This window comes from Solirubrobacter pauli, assembly GCF_003633755.1.
GTDB lineage: Bacteria > Actinomycetota > Thermoleophilia > Solirubrobacterales > Solirubrobacteraceae > Solirubrobacter > Solirubrobacter pauli.
This window is the reverse complement of record NZ_RBIL01000002.1, coordinates 830580-853917: the sequence shown is the minus strand read 5'-3', so window position 1 is coordinate 853917 and position 23338 is coordinate 830580. Positions and strand designations below refer to the sequence as shown.

General features: G+C 70.8%; 14 protein-coding genes. 5 read left to right on the top strand and 9 right to left on the bottom strand.

All coding sequences use genetic code 11. The features are described from left to right. The 4 genes from C8N24_RS23765 to C8N24_RS23750 all read right to left on the bottom strand — a co-directional run bounded on the left by C8N24_RS23765 (position 1) and on the right by C8N24_RS23750 (position 11590). Positions 1 to 888 carry a hypothetical protein gene (locus C8N24_RS23765; RefSeq protein ID WP_121254817.1) on the bottom strand — a complete coding sequence of 296 codons (888 nt, stop codon included), beginning with the start codon at positions 886 to 888 and terminating at the stop codon, positions 1 to 3. After that, positions 885 to 10061, bottom strand: a complete 9177-nt coding sequence (locus tag C8N24_RS23760) for a polymorphic toxin-type HINT domain-containing protein (RefSeq protein ID WP_147447954.1) — start codon at positions 10059 to 10061, stop codon at positions 885 to 887. Before C8N24_RS23760 ends, C8N24_RS23765 begins: the two co-directional genes overlap by 4 nt. Before the next feature lie 797 nt (positions 10062 to 10858). Beyond that, on the bottom strand, positions 10859 to 11032 hold the full coding sequence (locus C8N24_RS23755) for a CsbD family protein (RefSeq protein WP_121254812.1): 174 nt from the start codon (positions 11030 to 11032) through the stop codon (positions 10859 to 10861). A 63-nt stretch (positions 11033 to 11095) separates the two neighbouring features. Further along, positions 11096 to 11590, bottom strand: coding sequence for a hypothetical protein (locus tag C8N24_RS23750; RefSeq protein WP_121254810.1), 495 nt, complete (start codon positions 11588 to 11590; stop codon positions 11096 to 11098). Between the two features lie 181 nt (positions 11591 to 11771). On the opposite strand from C8N24_RS23750, the gene C8N24_RS23745 reads away from it, so the two are divergent. Beyond that, on the top strand, positions 11772 to 14378 hold the full coding sequence (locus C8N24_RS23745) for a M1 family aminopeptidase (RefSeq protein ID WP_121254808.1): 2607 nt from the start codon (positions 11772 to 11774) through the stop codon (positions 14376 to 14378). Positions 14379 to 14424: 46 nt separating this feature from the next. Here C8N24_RS23745 and C8N24_RS23740 read toward each other — a convergent pair whose 3' ends face one another. Continuing rightward, positions 14425 to 14997, bottom strand: coding sequence for a hypothetical protein (locus C8N24_RS23740; protein WP_121254806.1), 573 nt, complete (start codon positions 14995 to 14997; stop codon positions 14425 to 14427). Further along, positions 14994 to 15359 carry a hypothetical protein gene (locus C8N24_RS23735; protein ID WP_121254805.1) on the bottom strand — a complete coding sequence of 122 codons (366 nt, stop codon included), beginning with the start codon at positions 15357 to 15359 and terminating at the stop codon, positions 14994 to 14996. The genes C8N24_RS23740 and C8N24_RS23735 overlap by 4 nt, the downstream gene beginning before the upstream one ends. A 181-nt stretch (positions 15360 to 15540) precedes the next feature. Here C8N24_RS23735 and C8N24_RS23730 point away from each other — a divergent pair, with 181 nt between their 5' ends. The 4 genes from C8N24_RS23730 to C8N24_RS23715 all read left to right on the top strand — a co-directional run bounded on the left by C8N24_RS23730 (position 15541) and on the right by C8N24_RS23715 (position 19548). After that, positions 15541 to 16146, top strand: a complete 606-nt coding sequence (locus C8N24_RS23730) for an RNA polymerase sigma factor (protein ID WP_121254803.1) — start codon at positions 15541 to 15543, stop codon at positions 16144 to 16146. Then, complete coding sequence (locus tag C8N24_RS23725) at positions 16143 to 16889, top strand: hypothetical protein (RefSeq protein WP_121254801.1); 747 nt, start codon at positions 16143 to 16145, stop codon at positions 16887 to 16889. The genes C8N24_RS23730 and C8N24_RS23725 overlap by 4 nt, the downstream gene beginning before the upstream one ends. A gap of 71 nt (positions 16890 to 16960) precedes the next feature. Next, positions 16961 to 17344, top strand: coding sequence for a hypothetical protein (locus tag C8N24_RS34250; protein ID WP_170179357.1), 384 nt, complete (start codon positions 16961 to 16963; stop codon positions 17342 to 17344). Further along, entirely contained in the window at positions 17344 to 19548 is a 2205-nt protein-coding gene (locus tag C8N24_RS23715; RefSeq protein WP_121254799.1) for a peptidoglycan-binding protein, read from the top strand. The genes C8N24_RS34250 and C8N24_RS23715 overlap by 1 nt, the downstream gene beginning before the upstream one ends. 42 nt (positions 19549 to 19590) lie before the next feature. Here the strand turns inward: C8N24_RS23715 and C8N24_RS23710 are convergent, their stop codons facing one another. From C8N24_RS23710 to C8N24_RS23700, 3 genes are all read right to left on the bottom strand, one after another. After that, entirely contained in the window at positions 19591 to 20154 is a 564-nt protein-coding gene (locus C8N24_RS23710; protein ID WP_211340127.1) for an LmbU family transcriptional regulator, read from the bottom strand. Between the two features lie 107 nt (positions 20155 to 20261). Beyond that, a complete protein-coding gene (locus C8N24_RS23705) occupies positions 20262 to 21740 on the bottom strand; it encodes a peroxidase family protein (protein ID WP_121254797.1) in 1479 nt (492 codons plus the stop codon). A 51-nt stretch (positions 21741 to 21791) separates the two neighbouring features. Beyond that, positions 21792 to 23270 carry a multicopper oxidase family protein gene (locus C8N24_RS23700; protein ID WP_170179356.1) on the bottom strand — a complete coding sequence of 493 codons (1479 nt, stop codon included), beginning with the start codon at positions 23268 to 23270 and terminating at the stop codon, positions 21792 to 21794. Between the last annotated feature and the right edge of the window lie 68 nt (positions 23271 to 23338).

Sequence of the window (23338 nt, the reverse complement as noted above, 5' to 3'; positions counted from 1 at the left end):
TCACGCTCGCGCTTCGAGCGCCCGCTGCACGTCCTTGACGGCCGGGTCGTACGTTCGACGGTTCTGCATCTCGAGATACCGCAGATTTGGGAGCTGGAGCAACGGGGAGAGGTCCCCGTCCTCGATCCGCGTCGAGCCTGAAGCGCCGATGTACTCCAGCTCGCCCAGCCCTTGCAGGGGCTTCAGCGAAGCGATCGAACCGCAGTCGCTGAACCCGAGATCGCGAAGGTGCGGATGCGATCGCACGTAGTCGATGCGGTCGAGGCCCGGAACCGACTCGAACAGGATCTGCCGCAGCCCGTCGAGCGCGCCGAGTGGTTCGAAGTCGTCGAGCTGGCGCGCGTTCGCCATCTTCAGCGACGTGAGGTCCCGTTGCTGCTCGACCCCCGCCACCGACCGCAACTTGGGGCGGCCGAGCAGTTCCAGCACCCGCAGCCCCCGGACGTTCGACAGGGGCATCAGGTCATCGGCGTCATAGCCCGCGAGCACCAGCTCCTGCAGCTGCTCGGGACCGTCCAGCCCTTCGACCTGCTCCCAGTCCGCTGCGAGCAGGCGCAGGGAAGCGAGCGCGCTCACGTCGAGCTTCGTCCCAGGGGCGGAGTCCACCCGCAGCTCCGTGAGCGACCGCATCTCGGCGACCGGTGTCAGGTCGGTGAGGGTGCGGTCGAGCACCTGAAGGCGTCGGATGCCCAGGTCATCCGATAGGAAGCTCAGGTCCTCGGCCGCGTATCCGCGGGCGTAGTTGAGCTCCAGACCGTCGACCGCCGGGTCCTCGAGGGCCGCCCCAGCCGCTGCGCTCCAGCGGCTGGTGACCACCAACGTCGGTCCCTGGTCCCGATCCTCCACGACGTACGGACCGGCGGAGGAGCTGTCGAGGCTGAACGTCACCGGGTGTACCCCGGAGGCATCAGGCTCCCGATGCGCTTGTCGCCGACGGGATTGACCTTGTTCAACAGGTTGCCGCCCTTCAAGCCGCCAAGCGTATCGATCAGCTTCTGCTCCGCGACTTCGCGCTTGGTCTTGCCGCCGGGAACCGGGATCCGTGCCGCGGCGTTGGCTTCGGCCTGCGTGAACTTGCCCGCGCGGACGTGCTGGCGCATGCGCCGGCTGATGTTTCCAGACTGCCCGACGTACTGCTTGCCCTTGTTCGGTCCCCCAGCCTTGGTGACGACGTAGATGCCTTCGTTGAAGTTGGGCACCACGCGGCACTGGTTGGCGTTGTGGACCAGCACCGAGGCGGTTCCCACGTGGTACGTGTGGACGCCTTCGACCGTGAGGTTGTAGGCGCGCCCCTGGCGCAGCGACGCCGGATCGAGGCCGCCCACGGCGACGGTTCCGCCGTCGGCGGTCAGCGCCGAGTCCCCGGAGACCAGATCCGCCGCGTCCTGCCACTCGAGGTCGGACTGGTTCCAGAAGGGGTGGTCCTCCGTCGTCACGAGCGCTTCGCCGCCGATCGTGAGGTTGACCAGGGTGTCGTCGTGACGCCACACAGCGAGCACCTGGCGCGGGCTTTGCTGACCCGTGACCGGGTCCGTAGCAGTGACCCAGTCTCCGACCTGCACCTCCGAGATCGCCCGAAGCGTGCCGTCGGCCATGAGGACCGGCGTGGCGGCTCCGAACGACATGGCGCAGTCCGAGACCTGGTCCGACCGCTTGCGGGCCCGGTTGGCGTCGACGGCCTCGTCGCTCTTGCTGAAGGCCTTGCTCCCTGCATCCCAGACGTCGTCGCCGTACTTCATGACGACCTTCCCGCCGACTTTGCCGACGACGCGGCCGAGCGGCCCACCGGCGAAGTTGCTGGCGATCTCGACCGGGTTGTCGCCGACGACGAACTTCACGCCTTCGATGAAGGCCTTGCGGCCCTCGGCAAGCTCGCGCTGGCGCTCACGGGAGTAGATGATCGGCCCGCGGCAGCCGATGCCGTGGTCGCAGTTGGCCTCAGGTTGCGGGGTGGCCTTCGGCTGGGCTGCCGCAGCGGCGCCGCCCGCGGCTTGCGCTCCCGCGTTGGCCTGGTTCTTGTTGTACGCGTCGGCCGCGCTCTGTCCGTTGAACGTGTCGTGACGCGCCGCTTGCTGCTCGGGCGTCTCCGACCAGCCCTCGCGCTTGCGCTGGGTGGTGCCGTCCTTGGACTGGATGATCGGCTGTGCGCCGCCCTCGCTCCCGGGGCCGTGACCGTCGAACTCGACGCGATTGACCGGGTTGCCGGCGCCGAACGCGTAGCGCTCCTGCGTCAACGGGTCCGACTGCAGGGCGAAGTCCCCGAGCGCATCCTCGAAGCGATCCGCGGTCAGGAAGCGCCCGATGTTGGGCAGGTACGAGCGCGCCTGCATGTCGTAGGCCTGCAGGCCCGAGTCGAAGTAATGGCTCTGGAAGCGGAAGGGGTTCTCCCCCGCCTCCGCGCTCGGCGTGTCCTTGTTCTCCTGCTTGCCGTACGGGTCGAGGTCGTAGCGGTCGTTCGTGCCGATCGCGCCCGTCGTGTCCTCGAGGCCGATCACCGTGCCGTTCGCCGGGTCGGTGAAGTAGCTGTGGTAGCTGTGGTCGGTGTTGCTGTCGGTCGCTTGCCCGATCCGGCCGAAGTCGGAGTCGTAGTCGAAGCTCTGGACCTTGCCGGAGCTCGCGCCCGGCTCGCGCGTCCAGGACAGCTCTTCGCCCAGGCCGACGAAGCTGTAGTCCAGCTGAGTGCCGGCGGCGCAGGCGGAACCGCTCAGCGAGCATTCCTGCTCACGGCGGTCGAGGCCGTCGTAGCGGTACTGCTTGTCCGTCCCCGGCGTATCCGTGGACGACAGGCGGCTGAAGCCGTCGTACTTGTAGCGATCGCCGCCGGGGCACGTGCTGACGTCGTTCGGCGCGCTGTCGTCGGTCGTGCCGAGGCACCCCATGTTGCCGGCGGCGTCGTACTTGACGTACCGCGTCTCGGGATCGTCGGGGTTGGTCTTGGAGTCCTCGACCGTCGCCGACGTCATCCGGAACGCCGTGACGTCGAACTTGGTCTCGATCGTGTGGTCGTCCTCGCGCTCGTCGAGCTGCTCGAGGATGGCTCCCGCGCCGTTGAGCTTGTACTTGACGGTCGAGTTCTCGAGGTTCTCGCCGTCGACCGGGCGGGCGTCCACACCCCGCTTCCACCACACGAGCTGGTCCCGCGAGTTGTACTCGTGGCGGTTGTAGTGCTCCTTGGTGGTGTTGCCGGTGTTCCAGCGGTACTCGTCGATGCGGTTGCCGTTGGTGTCGTACTCGTAGTGCCGGTAGCGCGTCTCGACGTGCTCGCAGCCGCGCTCGTCGGCGTTCGTGGTGCGCCCGCGAGCGGTGACCCGGCCCTGCGTGTCGAAGTACGTGCGCTGGCAGACCTCGCCGTTCTGACGGATCACGTTCGCCTTGCGGCCGGACGCCCACCACGTCGTGCGGGTGATGCGGTCGGCCTGCCCGTCGGTGTCGATCGTGACTTTGCGCTCGCGGCCGAGCGAGTCGTACTCGAAGGTGGCGAGCTTGCCACCGGAGTAGCTGCTGCCTGAGATGTTGCCGTCGGTACGGCGCGTGAGGATGTTGCCGTCGTCGTCGTAGCTGTACTTGGTGTCCTTGTCGACCTCCCAGTCGTCTCCGGCGGAATCGTCGATCTGGTTGACCTCGAGGCGCCGATCGGCGTCGTCGTAGGTCGTGTGGGTCTCGCGATGGGCGTTGGTGTCGCGGATGCGGACGACGTCGCGGTTCGCGTTGTAGCCGTAGCTGTACCGCCGCGGACCCGTGTCGTCGCCCGTAGCCACGCGCCGCAGCAGCAGGCCGTTCGGGTAGTAGGCGCGTTCGACGCTGCGCGGGCCGGACGCGTCCCACCTGGTCTGGCTGCCGCGTTTGTCGTACTCGTACGTGAACGCGCCGTCCTTGACGGACGTGGTGTCGGCGGGGTTGACGACGTGCTCGTCGCTGGACTCCCGGATCCAGCCGTTGTCGTAGTAGAAGTAGCCGGTGCGGGCCCGCTTGGCGGTGGAGTCCTTGTACGGGGCGTCGATGTACTCGACGCGACCGCGCTCGTCACGCTTGAACAGCTGGCGCCAGCGCTCGCCGTCATCGCTGTCACGGCCACCGACCGGGAGCCACGTCCGGATGAGGAGGTTGTCCTCGTCGACGCTGAAGATCGTGGCGTGGTAGTTCGCGGACGTGCCGGGCGGGTTGTTGCCGGTCGGCGGGATCTCCGCCCCGTTGTCGGTCGTCAGCTGGGCGAGCGCGACCGCCGGGTTGTTGAGGTCGATGTCGTCCGGGTCCGGCGCGCCCTTCGGGTTGACGACGCGGCGGAGGTTTCCGGCCAGGTCGTACTCGGTGATCGTGACGCTGCGATCGTCGAACGACTCGCCGACCGTCGACTTGGTGCCCTGGATCGTGATCCACGGCCGGCCGGCGCCGTCGAAGCGACGTTCGGTGATCTGCGCGCGGATGTCGCCGTCGGGTCCGCGACGGGCCCCCGGCGCGGTCACCGTGATCTGGTTGCCATCCAGGTCGTACGCGTAGGTGGTGGTGATGACCTGATCGCTCTCGCCCGTGTAGTCGGCCTGCTGGGTGACCGTCGCGAGCTCGTCGAACTCGTTGTATGCGGACGTCGTCGCGAAGTCGCCGGCCGCGCAATCGCGCGAGATGGAGGTGTTGCCCCGTGGCGTCCGCACGCACGTCTCGTTGCCGTCCGCGTCGTAGCCGTAGGTGGTGACGTGGCCCAGGGGATCGGTCGCGCTCTGGAGGCGGTCGACCGGGTCGTAGGTCCTCGAAGTGGTCTTGTGCCGAGCGTTCTCGTACGTGGTCTGGTTGCCGTTCTCGTCCCAGGTGGCCTCGGTCACCTCGTCCTCGAACGTGCTGGGGCCCGAGCCCGTGGGCGCTCCGCCGTCGGGCGCCGCGCCGGGCGCTGTGCGCTGAATCCAGCGGTCGAACTGGTCGAACTGCGTGACCGTCCGGTGCTCCTCGCCGTCCTCGGTCATCACGAGGTTTCCGTTGCGGTCGTAGCCGAGCCGGTTCGTGATGCGGACCGGGTCGTTCGCCGGCGTCTGCGCGTTGTCAGCCTTGTACGGGTATTCGACGGCCTTGACGCGTCCGAGCGCGTCACGTTGGAGGTCGACCACCTTGCCCGCGACGTCGACCACGCTCTCGAGCCGCATTTCCTCGTCGTAGCGGACGTCCGTGCCGCCGGACCTCGGCAGCAACTCCGGGAGCGGCATCCCGGTCACCTTGCCGAAGTCGCCCGGCCCCGTCGGGAGCGCCGGCTGGCTGCCGTCGAACAGGATCCACTCGTCCGGGGTGCGCTCGCGCACCTCCATCGCCGCCCCGAGCTCCACCGTCCACCAGGACGGCCGGTCCGTCCAGCGGAGCTCGCCCGTGTCGTAGAACCGGTTGGAGAAGTAGTGCTCAGGCGGAGCGGGCGCACCGCCCTCGTCGTTGCCGCGCGGGTCCTTGACGTCGACGGGATCGCCGACGGCGTTGCGGCCGTACTTGATCTTCGCGGCCCGGCTGGGGACCTGCCCCGGTGCGCGCGGCAGGGTGACGCTGGCGACATCGCCGTTGGCGTCGTAGGTGTACTGGGTCTGGAAATCCCCGACGACAGTCGTGCTGGCCACGCCTCGCGGCGACGTTATGGCCGTGATCTGACCGTCGTCACGGCGGGCGTACGCGGTCGTCCGCTGGCCGCCGCGGGTCATCGAGATCACGTCGTCGTGGACGTCGTGCACATAGCTCGTCGTGAAGAGCGCCGCGCTGGCGTTCGGGCCACTGACCGTCATCCCGCGCGGGGACACCATCGTCTGGACGTTGTCGTTCGCGTCGTACGTCGTGTGCGTACGCAGCGCGGGGACACCGCCGCTGCCGTCAGGGTTCTCCGTCGCGTCGACGCGGTTGTCGGCGAGGTCGTAGGCGTACGCCCAGCGCTGCTTGCTGCTCGTCGCGGCGTTCGCCTTCGGGTCGCCGCTCTTGTTCAACAGCGGATCGCTCACGCCGATGACGTTGTCCCGCCGGTCGTAGGCGTACGACGTGATCAGGTTGCTCGTCGCGCTACCGCGCTCCTGGCGCTGCTCGACCACGAGGCGGTCGATGAGGTCGTACTCGTAGGCGGTGGCGTGGTCGCCGGCGACCCCCTCGGACTGGTTGCCCTCAGGCGACGTCACCAGCGTGATGTTCTCTCGCGCGTCGTAGTCGTACGTCGTCTTCTCGCGCGCCGGGTCCTGCTCGCCGTAGTGGTTGACGGCCGGCGCCAGCTCGACCGTCACGGCGTCCATCGCCGAGAACTCCCGGTCGGTCTGCTCGTCTTCTCCGTCCGTGCTCTGCGTGGGATTGCCGTTGGGGTCGTACTCCGTCAAGCGCTGGATCCACTGCTCGGACTGGCAGCCTCCTGGGTTCTGCGGTGTTGCGAGAGGACCGGTGCACTTCGGCGTCCACGACTCGACGACGCGGTCGAACGGGTCATAGACGAAGGAGGTGGTGTAGGGCTCCCCCGGCGTGGCCGACGTCCCGCCGCGCGGGTCGGTGACCGCCAGGAGGTTGCCCACCGGGTCGTAGCTGTAGCGCCAGGTGCCGTCGTAGCCGCTCTCGCCCGCGTTCTGGCGCGCATCGACGACGACGGTCGGATCGCCGTTGGCGTCGTGGCTCGAGTAGCTCGTGCGGTTGTCGTGCTCGTCCTCTTCCCAGTTGACGAGGCCGTAGCTGCCGTAGTTGGTCTCGGCCGGGGCCAGGCCGGCGTAGGTGCGGCTGGTGACGTTGCCGGCGTTGTCGAGGCCGAACGTCACGGTCGGCGCCGGGAAGAGCGCGATGTTCCCGCGAGCCGGGCGGCGCATCGACGTGAGGTCGGTGACGTACTGGGTGCCGTCGTCGAGGCCGCCGTTCGTCGGTCCCGCCTCCGTGCCGAAGCGGTAGGAGAGCGTCGTGACGCGGTCCAGCGGGTCGGTGATCGTCAGCGGGTCGCCGAGGCGGGTGTAGGTGATCTCCGTCTCAGCCGCCTGGGCGGAGAAGTTGGCCGCGGTCTTGTACCGCGTCATGTAGTTGTCGTTGGACCAGTCGAGCTCGGTGAGCGTGCCCAGCTCGTCCGTGATCTCCTGGACGCGGCCGACCGAGTCGGTCAGGTACGTGGTGTCCACCGCGCCCGGTGCGGTCGCGGTGAAGGTGTTGGTGCCATAGGCGAACGTGGTCGCGTTGTCGCGGCGGTTGGTCGCGCCGAGCGCGCGCTGGCCGAAGCTCTTGACGCCGGTCGGGCCCGGGGCGGCCGCGGTCTCGTAGTTGAACGTCGTGTCGTGGCCGCGGGGGTCGACCACGCTCGCCAGCTGGCGGTTCACGCCGCTGCCCGCGTAGGTGAAGGTGGTGGTGCGGACGTGGTCGGTGTTCGACGGGCCGCCCGGGTTGAGCACCTCGCCCTGGGTGAGCGTCGTCAGGTAGCCGTTGCCGTCGTAGCCGAAGTCGGTCACGCGGCCGGCGTGGTCGACGATCCGCGCGATCTTGTCCGGGCGCCCGCCGACCGAGCCGGTGAGCGCGACGGCGTCGGGCGTGAGGGAGCCGATCGGGAGCACCGGGCCGGACTTGTAGGTGATCTTGATCGAGCGCTTGTCGACCTCGGCGCCGCCGTGCTGGACGCCGTACGCGTCCACCACGCGGATCACGCGCTTGCTGCACAGCAGGTTCGCGGACGGGCTGCCGTTGCAGTCCGAGACGTTGCCCGTGACCTTGGAGTACTTCTCGTAGTCGAAGCGGATCGAGTTGCCGTTGCGATCCGTGATGAACGTCTGGTAGCCGTCGGTGTCGAAGTAGAACGTCACGCCGTCCGGGCGGGTGGCCGCGTACCGGCGGGCGGGGTCGCTCGTCGAGTGCAGGCGGAACGCCAGCTCGACGCCGGCCGGGGGGTTGTAGCGGGACGTCGTGCCGTCGCGGCTGAAGGTGTGCACGGTGCCGTCGACGTCGGTGAGCATGATCAGCTGCGGCTCGTCCAGGCTCCCGCCGGAGATCCGGCGCAGCGGCTCGTTCAGGCGCGTCAGGCCGGAGATGCCCAGCGAGAACCCGACGCCGACCTCGCCGTAGGCCAGCCCACCGAGCCAACGGCTCTGGTTGGTCGTCTGCCCCACGACCGCGGTGCCGCCGTCGCGGATCAGCGAGTTGACGTACCCGCCACGGTCGAGCGAGTTGTAGGTCAGGTTGACCACGCTCGACAGGCCCCGACCGGGGTTGACGATCGGCGTCGAGTGCCAGACGAGGTTGCCGTTGGCGGCGTTGACGTGCGCGGCGGTGCCGGCGCCCGTCGGCGTGCTCTCGTACGCGAAGTAGTTCTCCAGGCCGAGCTGGGCGCGGTCGAAGCCGTCCTCGTGGATCAGGTAGACGTTCCGCGTCTGCGGCGCCGAGAGGTTGCCGACCGCGTCCTCGAGGCGCACCGAGATCGCGTGCAGGCCCTCCGAGTACAGCTGCCGATCCAGCACGAAGGACGTCGAGTAGAACTGGGGGCAGCTGCTCGGGCAGGACACGACCGTCGGCGTCTGGGCGACGCCGTCCACGCTGATGTGCACGCGCTTGACGCCGCTGCCGGAGCCGTCGTTGCCGCTGATGGCCAGGTCCCAACCGCCGCTCACCGGGTTGTTGACCGAACCGCCGAGGGTCAGGGTCGGAGCCTCGGTGTCGGTGTTGACCGTCCAGGACGTGGTCGTCGACACGTGGCCGGCGGCGTCGTAGGCCCGGAGCCCGAACGTCGCGGTCGAGCCCTGGGACGTGCCGCTCAGGCTGTAGTTGATCGACGGCGACCAGGTGCCCGTGCAGGCGCCGGCCTCGGGCACGCACGAGCGGTTGACGGTGCTGACGACGACGTTGTCCTTGAGCACCTCGAGCCTGACCGGCCCCAACCCGGGGTCGGTCACGGTCGCCGACGCCGTGCGCGTCGTGCCCGTGCCGGACGCGCCGGTGATGACGTTCGAGAGCGTCGGCACTTCGGGGTCGTCGAGGACGAGCGTGGCGTCGCCCGTCTCCCAACCGTCGTTGAGGGTGTCGGAGTTGTCCTGCTGCTGATCGACGCGGAAGACGGCCTGCGTGCCGGAGAAGTAGCTCAGCGCGTTGGTCGGGGAGTCGCCCGCGGCCGGCTCGCCGCAGGAGGAGACCAGGCAGACCTGCACCGCGTCGTACTCCCCGTAGATGCCGTCTGTCTGCACCGGCGGCACCGCCCACACACCGTTGCTGCGCCGCAGCCCGACCGAGCTGTCGGACACGCCGGGGAGCATGTAGTCCGAGACGACGCCACCGTCGAGCGAGATGACGTATCCGGTCCCTGGAGCCGTGTAGGTCCACTCGGCCCAGTCGCCGGTCGCCGTCTCATTGATCGTGGCGATCTCGAGGGTCGTGGAGATGGGCCCGGACCCCCACTCGCCGACCGAAGCGAACGCCCAGTGCTCGCTGGACGTCCCGGACGCCCAGGTGTACGTCGTCGGGTCGACCAGCAGCGGGTAGCGCAGGTCACGGCCACGGTGGTCGACCTCGACCACCAGCCGGTCCCCCACGACCGAGGTCGTGACCGGCACGGGCCGGCGGTCCGCATCGAACGCGACCACGGCGCTCGTCATCGCGACGGTCTTGCCGCCGCGGACGACGACCGCGGCGAGATCCGGGTCCTGCGAAGTGCGCAGCGAAGACCCCGCGCCGAGCCGGTAGTCCAACACCAGCCGCTCCGGGCTCGCGGAGCTGCGCAGCGCCCACATGGCCTCGAGGCCGCCGCCGCGCGGCGCGACGAGGTAGTCCGTGTCGCGCTGCACGTTGGCGAAGAAGACGGTCGCGTCGACGTGCCGGCCGCGGACGTCGGCGGCGCCATGCGGTGCGAAGGCGACGCCCGTGCCGACGAACGTGGCGCCGTCCGTTGCGGTCGCTCCGACGCGCACCTCGGCCGGCGGGTTGGCGAGCGCGAAGCCACCCCGCGAGCCGCCGCGCCAGCGCAGGTCGATCGGCGCCGCCTTGCCCGTCGCGACCGCCGAGGTGGCCGGAGCGCTCTTGACGACCGGCAGCGCGCGCCCGTCGCCGGCCTCGGTGGTCGCCGGACGCCCGATCGCGAGCGGCGCCGCGGTCGTGGCCCGTGCGCTCATGGCCGCTCCGAAGTCCGCCTGTACCGCGGTCACCGCGGCCGAAGGAGCAAGATCCGCGAAGGCGCTCGCCGAGGATGCTCTCAACGGCGGTGCCGACGTGTCGGCCGCGGTGGAGCTTGTGCCGGCCTCGCCGAGCAGCGAGCCGAGCGGGAGGCCTACAGCGACCGCCGCGCACAACGCGGCGACCAAACCGGTAGCCACCACGGCAACGCGGGAAGGACTCTCGTCGACTGACCCGTATCCGGGCAGCCACCAGCGAACGACCCGACGCGCCGTAGAAGCGACCATCTCGTACCCGCTCTCTTCTTGGGGCCCGCCGCAGGCTCCCCCGCGGCGACTCCGCCGGAACCCAACACCCGGGTCGGGGTTCTGTCAACCGCTCAGCGACGTCTCACCTTGAAAGTGTCCGCACTGGAACACGACGCGCCACGCCGGTTTGAACTGCCGGGTCCTGGGTATTCGCGCGGACACGTGAGGGGTGTGCGTTTCCAGCCCGAACGTCGCGTCCAGGACGAAACGCGCAGCCCGATCGCGGGGTGATCGGCTACGTTGTCGAAGTCGAGTCGTGACGCGCTGTGGCGCGTCTACTCAACGGGTCACAGCAGTTCAAGCGCCACACTCGGCCGCCGGCCGGGCGTGCTGGGCAAAGGTTGACGATTCGTACCCGCTCTCCCTTTCCCTCGCCCCGGCCGGCAACGGCTTACCGACCATAGACCCGCGAACGAGTCCTGGTGTGACGAGCGTGAGGTGCGGGTGTGACTGCGCCGGGAGCCGGGGCACCCGGCGCAGCGCAAGCGTCAGTCGCGGTTGACGGCGTCCTTGAGCTTGTCGCTCGCGTCGCCGACCTTGTCCTTCACCGTGCCGGTCGCCTGGTCGACCTTGCCCTCGCGCTTGAGGTCGTCATCGCCCGTCAGCGCACCGGCGGCTTCCTTCGCGCGGCCCTTGGCATCGTCTGCGGCACCGTCGCCCATGGTGTGCTCCTTCTCGTGGTTGATGGCCTTGCCATACCCGCGAGAGTGCAGGGCAATGCGTCGCTACGGCGTGTCGGATGAGAGCGTGACGAGCAGGAGCTTGCGGTAGCTCCCGGAGGTCTTCTTGTCCACTTGCTGGCGCAGGTCGACCTTGACGTCGGCGTTCGCCTGGACCGTCGTGAAGCGGGCGAGCGGAAGGTCCATGGCGGAGGCGAGCGGCGCGAACGCCGAGGACTTGCCGACCCGCGCCTCCAGCGGCTCGGGCAGCAGCTTGGACCCGTTGGCGAGGCGCCCGATCTTCGAGCCCTTGGTGACGTCGCCGTCGGCGAGCGAGAGCGTGGCCTTCTGGTCGGAGATCGTGACGGCGGCCGTGAACGACGTCGAGTACGTCTTGGCCGACCGGAAGGTCGAGAACGAGGCGGCCGGCTGGCTCAGCACCAGCTCGACGTAGCTGGGCACCTTGCCCTCCGGCGTGACGGTCCCCTGAGCCGACGCCATCGGCGCCGCGATCAGGCCTGCGGCGGCCACCGAGCCGGCGACGAGCATGCGCACCTTCATGCGACGAGCCTAGCCACGCCGCGCCCCGATCGGACGCACGGACGTGATCCTCAGCGGTTGGCAATCGCGCACTCAGGCAGCGTTCATCTGTTGATTCCGCTCCACAGCGGGACGATTGACGGACCCAGCCCGCCATGGAACGCTCGGCGCTTACTCGCGTCGCAACGAGGGGGTCAAACCAATGAATGGACGCTTCAGGCGCGCTGGGGGCGCGTCTTTAGTCACGCTGGCGGTACTCGCCGGCGCGCCGGCCGCGCACGCCGCCGGCGTCGGGGTCACGCAGCTCAGCTCGCTGCCCGCCGGTGCGAGCGCCGGCACGCTCGCCGGTGTCGTGACCAACGACACCGACCACGCCGCCACCGCCGACGTCAAGGTGCGCGTGCTGCGCCGCCGGACGGGCGGCGCGCTGATCGGCGCGGCCAAGGTGGACGTCGCCGCGCACGCCACCAAGCGCTTCCTGGTCGGCGTCAAGCTGCCCAAGCTCGCCAAGGGCACGTACTACGTCGCCGCCTGCGCGCCGCAGGGCGGAGCGGACGCCGGCGAGCTCGGCTGCGCCACCAGCGCCGCCGATCTGAAGGTCAAGGGCGGCGATCCTGTCCAGGGCAGGTCCGCCACGAAGGCGTTCGAGCAGCAGAACGGCACGGCGCGCGCCAAGGCGTCCCAGGCCGCCGACTGCGGGCCGGGCGCCCGCACGCTGTCCCAGCCGGGCAACCGCGTCTGGCCGGAGCTCGGCAACGGCGGCTACACGTCGATCCACACCGACGTCGTCACCGTCTACGACGCCGTCACGAACAAGTTCCTGCCGGGCAACCACGTCGAGCTGACCCAGAAGGCCACGCAGTGCCTGACGGAGTTCAGCCTCGACTTCGACCGCAAGAACAACGTCTCCTCCACGGCCACCACGCCGGGTCCGGACATGACGATCTCCTCGATCACGATCGACGGCGTCCCGGCGACGTTCGCGCACAAGCAGCCGACCTACGCGGGCGACCCGAAGGGCTGGGACGACCCGGACCCGCTCGCGCACGCCGCGTCGAACACCAACCCGGTCAGCGCGACGAACCCGAACCCGCCCGCGTGCGCGCCGATCAACAACCAGGCCGCGAGCCAGGGCGCGCAGTGCGGCGACACCAAGCTCGTGATCACGCCCGCACAGCCGATCGCCAGCGGAGCGACCTTCAAGGTCGTCATCAACTACACGGGCCAGCCGGGGATCCGCTCGAACCCGTCGCTCGGGAGCGAGGGGTGGTTCCGCAACAACAGCCCGGTCGGTGACGGCGCGATGGTCACCAACGAGCCGTCCGGCTCGATGGCCTGGATGCCGCTCAACAACCAGGCGTCGGTCAAGCCGACCTACGACGTGCACTCGACCGTCAACTACGACCCGGCGCTCGCACCGGAGGCCAACCGCGTCTTCATCGGCCCGGGCCGCCTGGTCAGCACCGTCGTCAACGAGCCCGACGCGAACTACCCCACCGGCGGCTCGCGCACGTTCAACTGGCACTCGGCCGAGCCGATCGCGTCCTACCTGGTGGAGAACAGCGTCGGCCACTTCGACGCGAGCCAGCGCATGGCGACCGCCGGCGACGTCATCTACTACCAGTACCAGTCGGCCAACATCACGGCCACGCGCAAGGCGTCCAACAAGGCCATCATGGACATGCAGGAGGACATCACCCACTTCCAGGAGTCGGTGAACGGCCCGTTCCAGTTCAACGCGAACGGCATCGTCGTCGCGCTGCCCAGCGCCTCCTTCGAGGAGGAGATGCAGACGAAGATCGTCTTCGTCGGCGGCTCGATCGGGTCCAACGCGCAGACCTTCAGCCACGAGAACATGCACCAGTGGTGGGGCGACGCGGTCAGCTACGCCCAGCCGAAGTACACGTTCTTCAAGGAGGGCTACGCGGACTTCTCGGAGTACATGTTCATCGCCCGCAACGCCGGCCTGGCCACCGGCCCGGAGGGCTCGGACGCCTACAAGGCGGCCTATGAGGCGAGCATCGTCAGCCGCTTCAACTCGCGCTACGCGACCACCTCGACGTCGTTCTGGAACGTCGCGCCGAACAACCCGACGACGGGCAACCTGTTCTCCACCGCGAACACGTACACGCGTCCGGGCCTCTCGTACACGGCCCTGCGCGCGATCCTCGGGCCGGAGAACTTCAGCAAGGCCAGCCAGCAGATCCAGACCGACTTCCGCTACGGCGCGATCACGCCGGAGCAGGAGATCGCGATCTTCCACCGTTGGATGCCGAACCAGTCCAAGGGCTGCGCGAACAAGCTCGACGCGTTCTTCAAGCAGTGGTGGGACACGTCGTACACGGGCTCGCCCGCGGCCGGCAACCGCCCGCAGATCACGGGCCCCGGGCTCGCCGGCGGCGGCTTCTACGACTCGAGCGGCGGCTGCTCGGACTACGGCGTCGACCAGCCCTCCAACCCGGGCGGCACCGTCGCGGCCACGCTGAGCCTGACGCTCGGCACGCCGGCGTCGTTCGGCACGTTCGTGCCGGGCACGGCGGCCGAGTACACGACGTCCACGACCGCCAACGTCATCTCGACGGCCGGCGACGCGGCGCTGTCGGTGTCCGATCCCGGCCACCTGACCAACGGGGCGTTCTCGCTGCCCGAGCCGCTGCGCGTGGCGCTCTCGAAGACGTCGTGGACGGCTCCGGTCTCCAACGACGAGGTGCAGGTGCTGTTCACCCAGGCCATCAAGGCCAACGACGCGCTGCGCACCGGCGCGTACACGAAGACGCTCACCTTCACGCTGAGCACGACGAACCCGTAAGTCGCACGTGGTCCGGCGCCGCGACGGCGCCGGACCACCGTGTCCCTCAGCGGCTCGGGTCGAGCCCTCGCGCTTCGGCGTAGCGCACCTCACGCTCGTGTGAGGCGTCGCACTCGCGCAGCAGCCCGGCGGAAGCCGAGCCGCCGCCACCCAGCAGCTCCGCGATGGCCGTGCCCAGGGCCGCGCCCGTCTCGGCGCCGCGCCAGGCCGACCAGCTCGGCACCTCCCCGAGGATGCGGCCGCTCACGTCGGTCTGGCGACCGTCGCGGTAGGCACGGACCCACTGGCACATCGCGTTGTACTGCAGGATCGCGCGGGTCTCGGCCGCCGAGAACGCGCCACCCGCGGCTTCCCACTGGATGCCGTCGAACGAGCCGCCCTGCGGAAGCGGGACGTCGTCCGCGAGCCCGTCCGCAAGGCCGCGGGCGGCAGGGGCCGCGACGACCGTGCCGGCGCCGAAGCGGCCAGGGGCCGCGGCGGCCGTCAGCTCGGAGGAGCGCTCGAGCACCTCGGCGCTCTGCAGGCTCGTCGGCGCGCCGGTCGCCGACTCGGCGCGCGGGATGGTGAGGTACAGCAGCCCGGCGACGAGCACCAGGCCGATGGCGAGCACGGTCTTCATCGCAGCACCCGTCCGTCGTGGTTGACCATCGAGCCCGAGCCGCTCGTCGTGCGTCCGCGCAGGCGGAAGCAGTACCCGGCCCAGGTGCTGAACAGGAGCTTGTAGCTCGTGTCGTTGACGCCGATCGTCGCGCTGCCCACGAGCGCCAGGTCGGAGCAGGTGTTGCCCGAGATCACGGTCGCCTTGGCGGGCGTGTCGAGCCAGCGGTACTGCACGGGGCCACCTCCGCTCGAGCTGACGCTGTAGGTGCTGCCCCAGGTGCTGGTCGTCTCGGTCAGATTCCAGTCGGTGAGGTCGGAGGGCACTTGGGCCGTGGCGGCGGCCGGCAGCACGAGGCCGGCGAGCGCCACGGCGAGAGCCATCGCGCGCAGGCGTCCGCCTGCCCTGCGAGAGCGTCGGTCCATGGAGAGTCCTTTCGCGTTGAGTAGGACCGGTGCGCGCTCCGGCGGACCGTTATGACCCGCACCCGGGCGGTTTTGTGACCGCCCGGAATCGAGTCCTTCGCGTTCGCGGCGAGGGCGATGAACTAGGCTCGATAGCCCAGTGCGGCCCCGGCTTCGTCTCCTCAAACGAGCCTCGGACAGCCTGCTCGTCGACGCGCAGGAAGACCCGAGCGCTTTCTCCGCCTTCTACGACGCGTACGCGGATCGGATCCTGCGCTTCATCGCCCGGCGCGTGCTCGATCCCGAGGTCGCGTTCGACCTGCTGTCGGAGACGTTCGCCAAGGCGCTCGAGCGGCGGATGCAGTTCCGCGGGTCAAGCGCAGCCGAGGAGCAGGCCTGGCTGTATGCGATCGCCCGCACCGAGCTGTCCCATTACTGGCGGTCCGGACGGGTCGAGCGGGCGGCGCTCGAGCGCTTCAGCGTGACCATCCCGCCGCTGAGCGCGCTCGAGCACGACCGGATCGAGTCGCTGACCGGCCTCAACGCGCTCGAGGAGCCACTGCTCGAGGCGATGCGCGGCCTTCCCGACGAACAGCGTCGCGCAGTTGAGCTTCGTGTAGTGGAGGACTTTTCCTACACGGACTTGGCGGCGGCGTTGGGCGTCTCCGAGCCGACGGCACGCGCCCGCGTCTCCCGCGGCCTGCGGGCGTTGGCCGTGGCGCTGCCGCCGCCGGTCCACGACGACGCCGTGGAGGAGATCGCGTGAGCGCGCCCGACGATCCGCGGGCCGCGCAGCACAGCGTCCGCGACCAGCTCGTCGCCGCCGCCGAGCGCGAGCCCGACCCCGCACGCACGGCGCAGACCGCGCTGCGGGACGCGCTGGTCGCGGCCGCGATTCGCGATCACGGCGGTGCCGTCGTGGCGCGGCGCGAGCGCCGGCGCCGTGGACGGCGGCTACGGACCGCGGGGTTCGTGGTGGTCGCCCTGCTCGGCGCGGCGGCCGTCGCGGACGGCACGGGCCTGATCTCCTCCGGGGAGCCGATCCAACCCAACCCCGGGCTGGAGATCGGCGACCCGAAGATGACCCTGGCCGACGGAGCGCAGATCGAACTCGTGGCCACGGCACCCGATCGAGAGCGCAAGGTCTCCTACGGCGTGGCGATCTACACGTCGGGCGCCGGGAACCGCTGCGTCATCGCCGGCCAGCTGCGCGGCAACCAGCTCGGGCTCGAGCGCAACGGCGTGTTCCACCGCTTCAGCGACCTTCGCCCCGGCGTCTGCCTGCTCCGCGGCGATGGGGTCAGCTCCTCCATGCGGATCGACAGCACGCCGCCGCGGCTGCTCATCTACGGGCGCACCCGCAAGCCCGCCGAGGCCGGGACGTTCGTCGTGCGATCGACCGGCGAGCGACGGCCGATCAAGCCGGTCCGCGGCGGCGCCTGGCTGCTCGTCTTCGACGGACGGACCCCGCTCAGCGACCTCGACCTCGACCAACCTGAACGAAGGTAGTTGCCCTCGCCTCCCGTGCGCGGGATGGTCCCCACGACCAGGACCTCATCCCGCTACGGAGGGCGCTGTCAATGCCGCTCAACCGCCTCGTCGCTCTGCTGACCCCCGTCTTCGCACTCGCCGCCGGCGCCTGCGCCACCTGGCTCGCGGAGCACTTCCCCGGCGTGACGATCCCCGAGGACACGCTGCAGGAGATCTTCATCGCCGGCGCCGTCGCCGTGCTCGCCCCCGCCTTGCACTGGCTGCACGGCTGGCAGAAGTTCGAGGCGCGCGAAGCCGTGGCCGTCGTGGCGGCGCAGGCCAGCGACGACGCCACGGCCGCCGTCGCGCCCCAGCCGGATCTCGGCGAGGACGAGGACGAGGACGAGGACTGGGACATCGACTTCGACGACGCCGACGAGGACGCCACCCTCGCGCTCGAGGCCGGCGACGAGCAGCCGGCCGGGGTGGCGTGATGGCGACGGCCACCCAGGTCGACCGGCTGCGCGCCGGCAAGATCCTCAACCCCGAGCTCGTGATCGAGGAGGCCAAGCGTGAAGGGCTGCGGCTCTCGCTCGCCTGCGCGATCCTCGAGAAGGAGAGCTCCGGCGGGCAGAACGTGTTCGGGCACGACCGGGGCACGATCTTCGCGGGCGCCGGCAAGGTGACGCGCGAGAAGTACCTCGACTACAAGCGCCAGCGGGACGCCGAGCGCGGCCGGCGCCGGATGCAGGGCGTCGGTCCCGTGCAGCTGACGTGGTGGGAGTGGCAGGACGAGGCGGACGCCGAGGGCGGATGCTGGGACCCGCGCTTGAACATGCGCATCGGCTTCCGCAACCTCGTCAAGCTGATGCGCGCCCACGGCGAGCCGGACGGCATCCGCCGTTACAACGGCACCGGCGAGGCGGCCGAGGTCTACAGCCGCGACGTGCGCGCCCGCGCCCGCCGCTGGCACCAGACGCTGTCGGGCGCCCGGCCACCCGCGCCGGAGGCGTCCCTGCGGCGCGGGGACACGGGCCACGCCGTCCTCGTCCTCACCCGGAGGCTCGCGTTCGTGCGCGACGCGAAGACCCGCGCGGGCTACCTCGACCGCAAGCGGACCACGTTCGACGCCGAGACCGAGCTCGCGCTCAAGCGCTTCCAACGCCAGCACGGGCTCAAGGGCACCGGCGTGGCGGCCGCGGAGACGCTGCGCACGCTCGACCGCGCCACGCGCGCCGAGAAGGCCCGCCGCAAGCGGGCGCCGACGACCAAGCCGACGCCCGGCAAGCCCACGCCCAAGCCCGGGCTCGCGGAGGTGGTGAACCACTTCGAGCGCCGCGCGGCGCTCTCGGACCGCGCGTGGGCAGAGCTGCTCGCGCACGGCGGGCGGCTGCGTGAGGTGCTCGAGCGAGAGCAGGCGCGGCCGGCGGTGCCGTCGGCATCCTCGAACGGCGCCGCTCCTGACACGCTCGCCGACGCGCTCGCGCGGATCGAGGCCAAGCTCGGCGTCCTGGTGACGCTCGAGCAGCGCCAGAACGAGCTGCTCACCGACAGCCCACCACCGGTGATCGACGTCGCGCCCGCGCCGCCGCCGATCAGCGTCGGCGCCACGGCGGCCTCCGTGGCGACGGCGGTGTCCGCGGCCACCGTCGCCCCCGCGCCGGCGCTTCCCAGACGCCGTGCGCTGACCGAGCTCGACCACGCGGAGCTCGTGCAGCGGATCGCGCTGCTGGACCGGATGGCCCGTCGCGCCCGCGCCGAGCTGATCGAGCGCTACGAGGACGCCGAGGCCGAGCTCGTCGCGCTCCGCCTGCGGCACCCGCGGCACCCGAAGGTCCCGCCGGTGCGCGACCAGCGGCACCCGCCCGCCCGGACGAACGGCACCGTCCCGACCCGCCGGCCGGTGCCGAGCGCCAAGCCGGAGCCGGTGCCGGGCGGCGCGCAGGGCGGCCGGTCCGTCGTGACCCGGCGCGGCGACAAGGCAACGCTCGTACGCCGGTCGAAGATCGCCTTGGCCCGCTACCTGAAGGCGCAGGGCGACCCGGACCTCGAGCTGCGCAAGCGGCTGCGCCGTGACGCCCGCGCCCCCGGGCGCCGCACCCTGGCGACCGGGGTGTGGGAGCAGGGCGTACGCGCCGCGCAGCGGGTCGCCGGGCAGCCGGTCGACGGCGAGCTCGACGGCGACCTCATGCAGCTGCTGCAGCCGCACTGGCCGACCGACAGCACCGCCAAGCGCGCGGTGCGCGCCACGCCGGCGTGGCGCGCGATCCCCGGCCAGCTGACGCCGAACTTCAACCTGAGCGAGCTCGCGTGCAAGGACCGCGACCACACGTCGTACGTCAGCGGGCTGATGCGCGAGCAGGGACTCAGCAAGCAGGAGGCGCGCCAGCGGGCGAAAGGGCTGGCCCGGCGACTGGAGCACCTGCGCAAGCTCGACGGCGGCAAGCGGCTGGTGATCAACTCGGCCTTCCGCACCAAGGTCTACAACCGCTCGGTCGGCGGCGAGCCGAACTCCGCCCACACGCGCGGGTTCGCCGTCGATGTCCCGCCGCCGCCCGGGGTCTCTCTCGACCGCCATCACGAGCACGCCAAGCAGGCGTTCGAGTGCGGCGTCGGCTACTACGCGAAGGGCCGTGGCTACTTCATCCACTGCGACTTCGACAAGACGCTGGGCGGCCGGCGCACCTGGCGCGGTTGACCCGCCGGCGTGTCCCGCCGCGGCGGGACACGCCACTGCGGATCAGCGGCCGGGCGGCGGCAGCGTCGCGTCGGCCGCGGCGGTGGTGACCGCGCGCACCCACTCGGACAGCGCCTGGTCGGCCGCCTCGGCCGCGCGCCGCCAGCGGTCGGCGACGTCCGAGCTGACCTCGACGCGCACCACGGTCGCCGGCTGGACGCGCTCGCCGTGCCGGTCGGCCCGCATCCGCCGGCGCAGCTCGTTGCGCGACCAGCCGTGCATCTGGGCACGATGCAGCCACAGGTCCTGCTCCGGGCCGGGCAGCGACGCGACCTCCGCGTGGTGCTGGAAGCTCAGCTCCTCGCGCCGGCGGCCGGCGTCGACGCTGCGCGCGACCCACGCGTAGTTGCGCAGGGTTTGGTAGTCGAGGTCCGTGGCCTCGATCGCGGAGCGGTAGCGGGCGCCGAACCGGCGCTCGCCGAACAGCAGCCACTCCCCCAGCGCCCATGCGGCGCCGCTCGCGATGCGGGCGATCCGCTCGCCCACGCCGGCCCATTCGTCGAACGTCATCGAGGAGCGGAGCTCGAGGCTCGCCGCCCGCGGCGGCGTCATGACATCCGCGTGCATCAGGTCCCGATGGTGGCCGACGCCGTTTCGTGCTGTCAACGGGCGCGGCGAAACCGCGCCCGGAGACCTTCGGACCGCTTAGCGGTCTGTCGTCGTGCTGACCGAAATCACTGGCCGATGGTGGCGAACCGCAACAGGTCGCCGAGCGTGAAGTGCCCGGCCTTGACCGCCTTGAGCCCGGTCGGCTTCCACGTCGGCTGCTGGCGCAGGAAGCTCTGCGGGTCGTGGGCGAGCAGGCCGACGAGCACCTCGCCGACGATCCGCCCGCCGACCGGCCCGAGCCGCTGGCCGTTGCGCGGCGCGTTCTCGGCCTCGCGCAGCACGTAGTACCAGAGCGGGGTCTCGGCCTCCAGCGCCGCGCGATGCTCCGCCGACAGGTTGAAGCGGTCCAGCCCGAGGTTGCTCACCGGCGGGGCGCCGATCGCTTGCGCGACCGCCTGCCCGGACGGCAGCTGGAGCGCCTTGCCGCGGCGCAGGTTGAGCACCGGCAGCCCCGTGTGCGCGGCGTCGATCCCGGTCGGCAGCTTGAGCAGCGGCTTCGCGAGCTGGGTGTCGATCTCACGCGTGAGCTGCGGCTGGGAGCCGTCGATCTCGACGAAGTGGCGCCAGTCGATCGTCCACAGCGCCGGCAGCGGCCGGAAGCCGTTCAGGTGCGCGAGGATGTCCCGGTCGGCCGTCTTGGCGGCCGAGAACAGCGGCACGCCGACCACGATGTCGTTGAGGTCGTAGCTCGGCCGCACCTGGCTGTGCCCGTAGCGGTACGCGGCGCCCGAGAACTCGACCGGGATGAACGGCCCCTCGCGCGGGTCGAAGAAGCGCAGGTTCGGCTCGCCGGAGTCCGGCAGCAGCTCGTTCGCGAGGTCGTCTCCGATGATCCGCGGGAGGAAGTCGTGGACGACGACCCACTGGTAGTGCCAGGTGACGACGCGCCGCGCCTCGGCGAACAGCGCCGGACCGGCGAGCGTGGGCTGCGCCTTGGCGACGTGCTCGACCACGTTGTTGTGGAAGCGGATGAACGCGTGGTGCAGCTGCGAGACGATGATGTTCTCGTCGTTGCGCGGGTCCGGGATGATCGCGCGGCCCTGGGCGTTGCGCATCAGGTCGCGGCGCTCGAGCTCGGGGTCCGTGTTGCGGCCCTCGAGCAGCCGCACGCCGCGCCGGTCCGCCTTCTTGCTCTCGTACAGGAACGGGCTGCCGCTCGGCCCGGAGCCGTACAGCGAGTCCAGGTCGAAGCGCGGCGAGCGGAAGTTCGTCAGCGCGTCCGGGTCGTTGAACTTGCTCAGCTCCGAGAGCGGGTCGAACGTGATGTCGTGGTCGACGAACTGCCCGAAGTACGTGTACGCCGACGGGATCTTCGGGTTGTCACCGCTCGGCGCCTCGCGGTCGGCCATCGCCTTGCCGAGCGCGATCAGCGCCTCGCGGTCGTGACGCGGGGCGGGCAGCGAGCGGAACATCCGTCCGAAGCGACCCTCGAAGAGCGGTGAGCGTGGCACCGCGTCCTGGCCGCGCGGGATCAGCGTGCCGTGGTGGGTCTCCGGCTCCTCGGTCGTGGTCGGGGTGACGGGTTCGTGCTCGACGATCGCCATGGACGCGCTCCTTGCGGTCGGGTTCGTCCGACCGTATGCGCCTCCGGCGCGCTAGGTCAACCGGCAGAGCAGCGGCGATCCCGGCGAGGTCGGGTCCACGACCTGGAAGACGCCCATCATCCCGAGGTCGGAGTGCGGGACGATGTGGCAGTGGAACAGCGACGTGCCGGTGAAGTCCTCGAACACGGTCCGGAACGTCACGCTGCTCCTCGGCCGGACCGTCACGGTGTCGCGGTAGCCGGGCTCGTCCACCGGCACGCCGTCGATGTGCGTGACCTGGAACGGGTTGATGTGGATGTGGAACGGGTGGATGAGGACGCTGTCGTTGACGATCGTCCACTCCTCCAGCGCGTTCAGCTCGACCACCTGGTCGACGCGGTCGTGGTCGAACTTCTTGCCGTCGATCGTGAAGCCGCCGGTCATCGACATGGTGATCGTGCGCCGCTTGTCGACCGGGCGGGTGCGCAGGTCGCACAGCGGCGCGAGCAGCGGCTCCGGCCGGAACGGACGCCGGCCGCCGACGCCGCGCAGGCCGGGCTCGACGTGCACGGTCGCGAGCACGAGGTCGGGTGAGACGAAGCCCGCGCCGTGGTCGGCCGGCAGGGCGTGCAGCGCGAACGTGCCGGGCGTGTCCGAGCGGACGAGGACCTCGGCGCGCCCGCCGGGCGGCAGGCTCACGACGTCGGTCGTCACCGGGCGCGAGTACGGGTTGCCGTCGGCGGCGATCTGCGTCAGCTGATGGCCGTCCAGGCGCAGGTCGAAGAAGTCGCTGACCGAGGCGTTCACGATCCGCCAGCGCTCGGTCTCCCCCGGCCGGAGCGCGATGTGCGGGTTCAGCTGGCCGTTGACGAGGCGCACCTGGCTCGCCAGCAGCCCCGCCGACCACACCTTCAGCTGCCCGGCCGTGTCCCACTCGGGCGCCTGCAGGACGAGCACCCGGTCGCGGACGGCGGCGCTCGCCCCGCGGCGCTCGGCCTCGGACCGGAAGATCACCGTGCCCGCCATGCCGCCGAAGAGCTGCCGCGCGCCGTCGCCGTGCGGATGCGGGTGGTACCAGTTGAGCCCGGGCGCGTGGTCGCGCGGGATGTCGAAGCGGTAGTCGAACGTCGCGCCCGCCGGCACGTCGAGCATCACGTTGTCCGAGTTGCCGCCCGGTGAGACGTGGAACCCGTGCGTATGCAGGTTGGTCGGCCGCGACAGGCGGTTGACCAGGCGCACGTCGAGGCGGTCGCCCGGGTCGGCGATCAGCGTCGGCCCGGGCACGCCGCCGTTGTAGGTGGCCGCGGCGCGGCGCGCGCCCGCCACGAACGCCTCGCGCTCCTCGGCCACGAGCGTGACCGCCAGGCGCCCGCGGTGGCTGTAGATGCGCTCGGGCTCGCGCAGCCACGCGTCGGGCGGCACGACCGGCGGGGCGGGCTTCGGCTGCGGCCCGCGCGGCGGCTTGACGCCGCCCGCGAGCGCGGCCGCACCCGCGGCGACGCCCATGAACCCGCGCCGCGACAGGCGCTCGATAGACCCCGACGTTCCCACTGCTCTCCCCTCGGTGCGGCTCAGACCCGGCGGCCAGGTTAGTTGCCCGCCCCGCCGAACAGAACCCC

Coding starts and splice junctions, on each gene's coding strand:
- C8N24_RS23750 (WP_121254810.1), bottom strand. CDS start 11,590: ATGAAGGTGCGCATGCTCGTCGCCGGCTCGGTGGCCGCCGCAGGCCTG.
- C8N24_RS23760 (WP_147447954.1), bottom strand. CDS start 10,061: ATGAGCGCACGGGCCACGACCGCGGCGCCGCTCGCGATCGGGCGTCCG.
- C8N24_RS23705 (WP_121254797.1), bottom strand. CDS start 21,740: ATGGCGATCGTCGAGCACGAACCCGTCACCCCGACCACGACCGAGGAG.
- C8N24_RS23740 (WP_121254806.1), bottom strand. CDS start 14,997: ATGAAGACCGTGCTCGCCATCGGCCTGGTGCTCGTCGCCGGGCTGCTG.
- C8N24_RS23715 (WP_121254799.1), top strand. CDS start 17,344: ATGGCGACGGCCACCCAGGTCGACCGGCTGCGCGCCGGCAAGATCCTC.
- C8N24_RS23710 (WP_211340127.1), bottom strand. CDS start 20,154: ATGCACGCGGATGTCATGACGCCGCCGCGGGCGGCGAGCCTCGAGCTC.
- C8N24_RS23755 (WP_121254812.1), bottom strand. CDS start 11,032: ATGGGCGACGGTGCCGCAGACGATGCCAAGGGCCGCGCGAAGGAAGCC.
- C8N24_RS23745 (WP_121254808.1), top strand. CDS start 11,772: ATGAATGGACGCTTCAGGCGCGCTGGGGGCGCGTCTTTAGTCACGCTG.
- C8N24_RS34250 (WP_170179357.1), top strand. CDS start 16,961: ATGCCGCTCAACCGCCTCGTCGCTCTGCTGACCCCCGTCTTCGCACTC.
- C8N24_RS23735 (WP_121254805.1), bottom strand. CDS start 15,359: ATGGCTCTCGCCGTGGCGCTCGCCGGCCTCGTGCTGCCGGCCGCCGCC.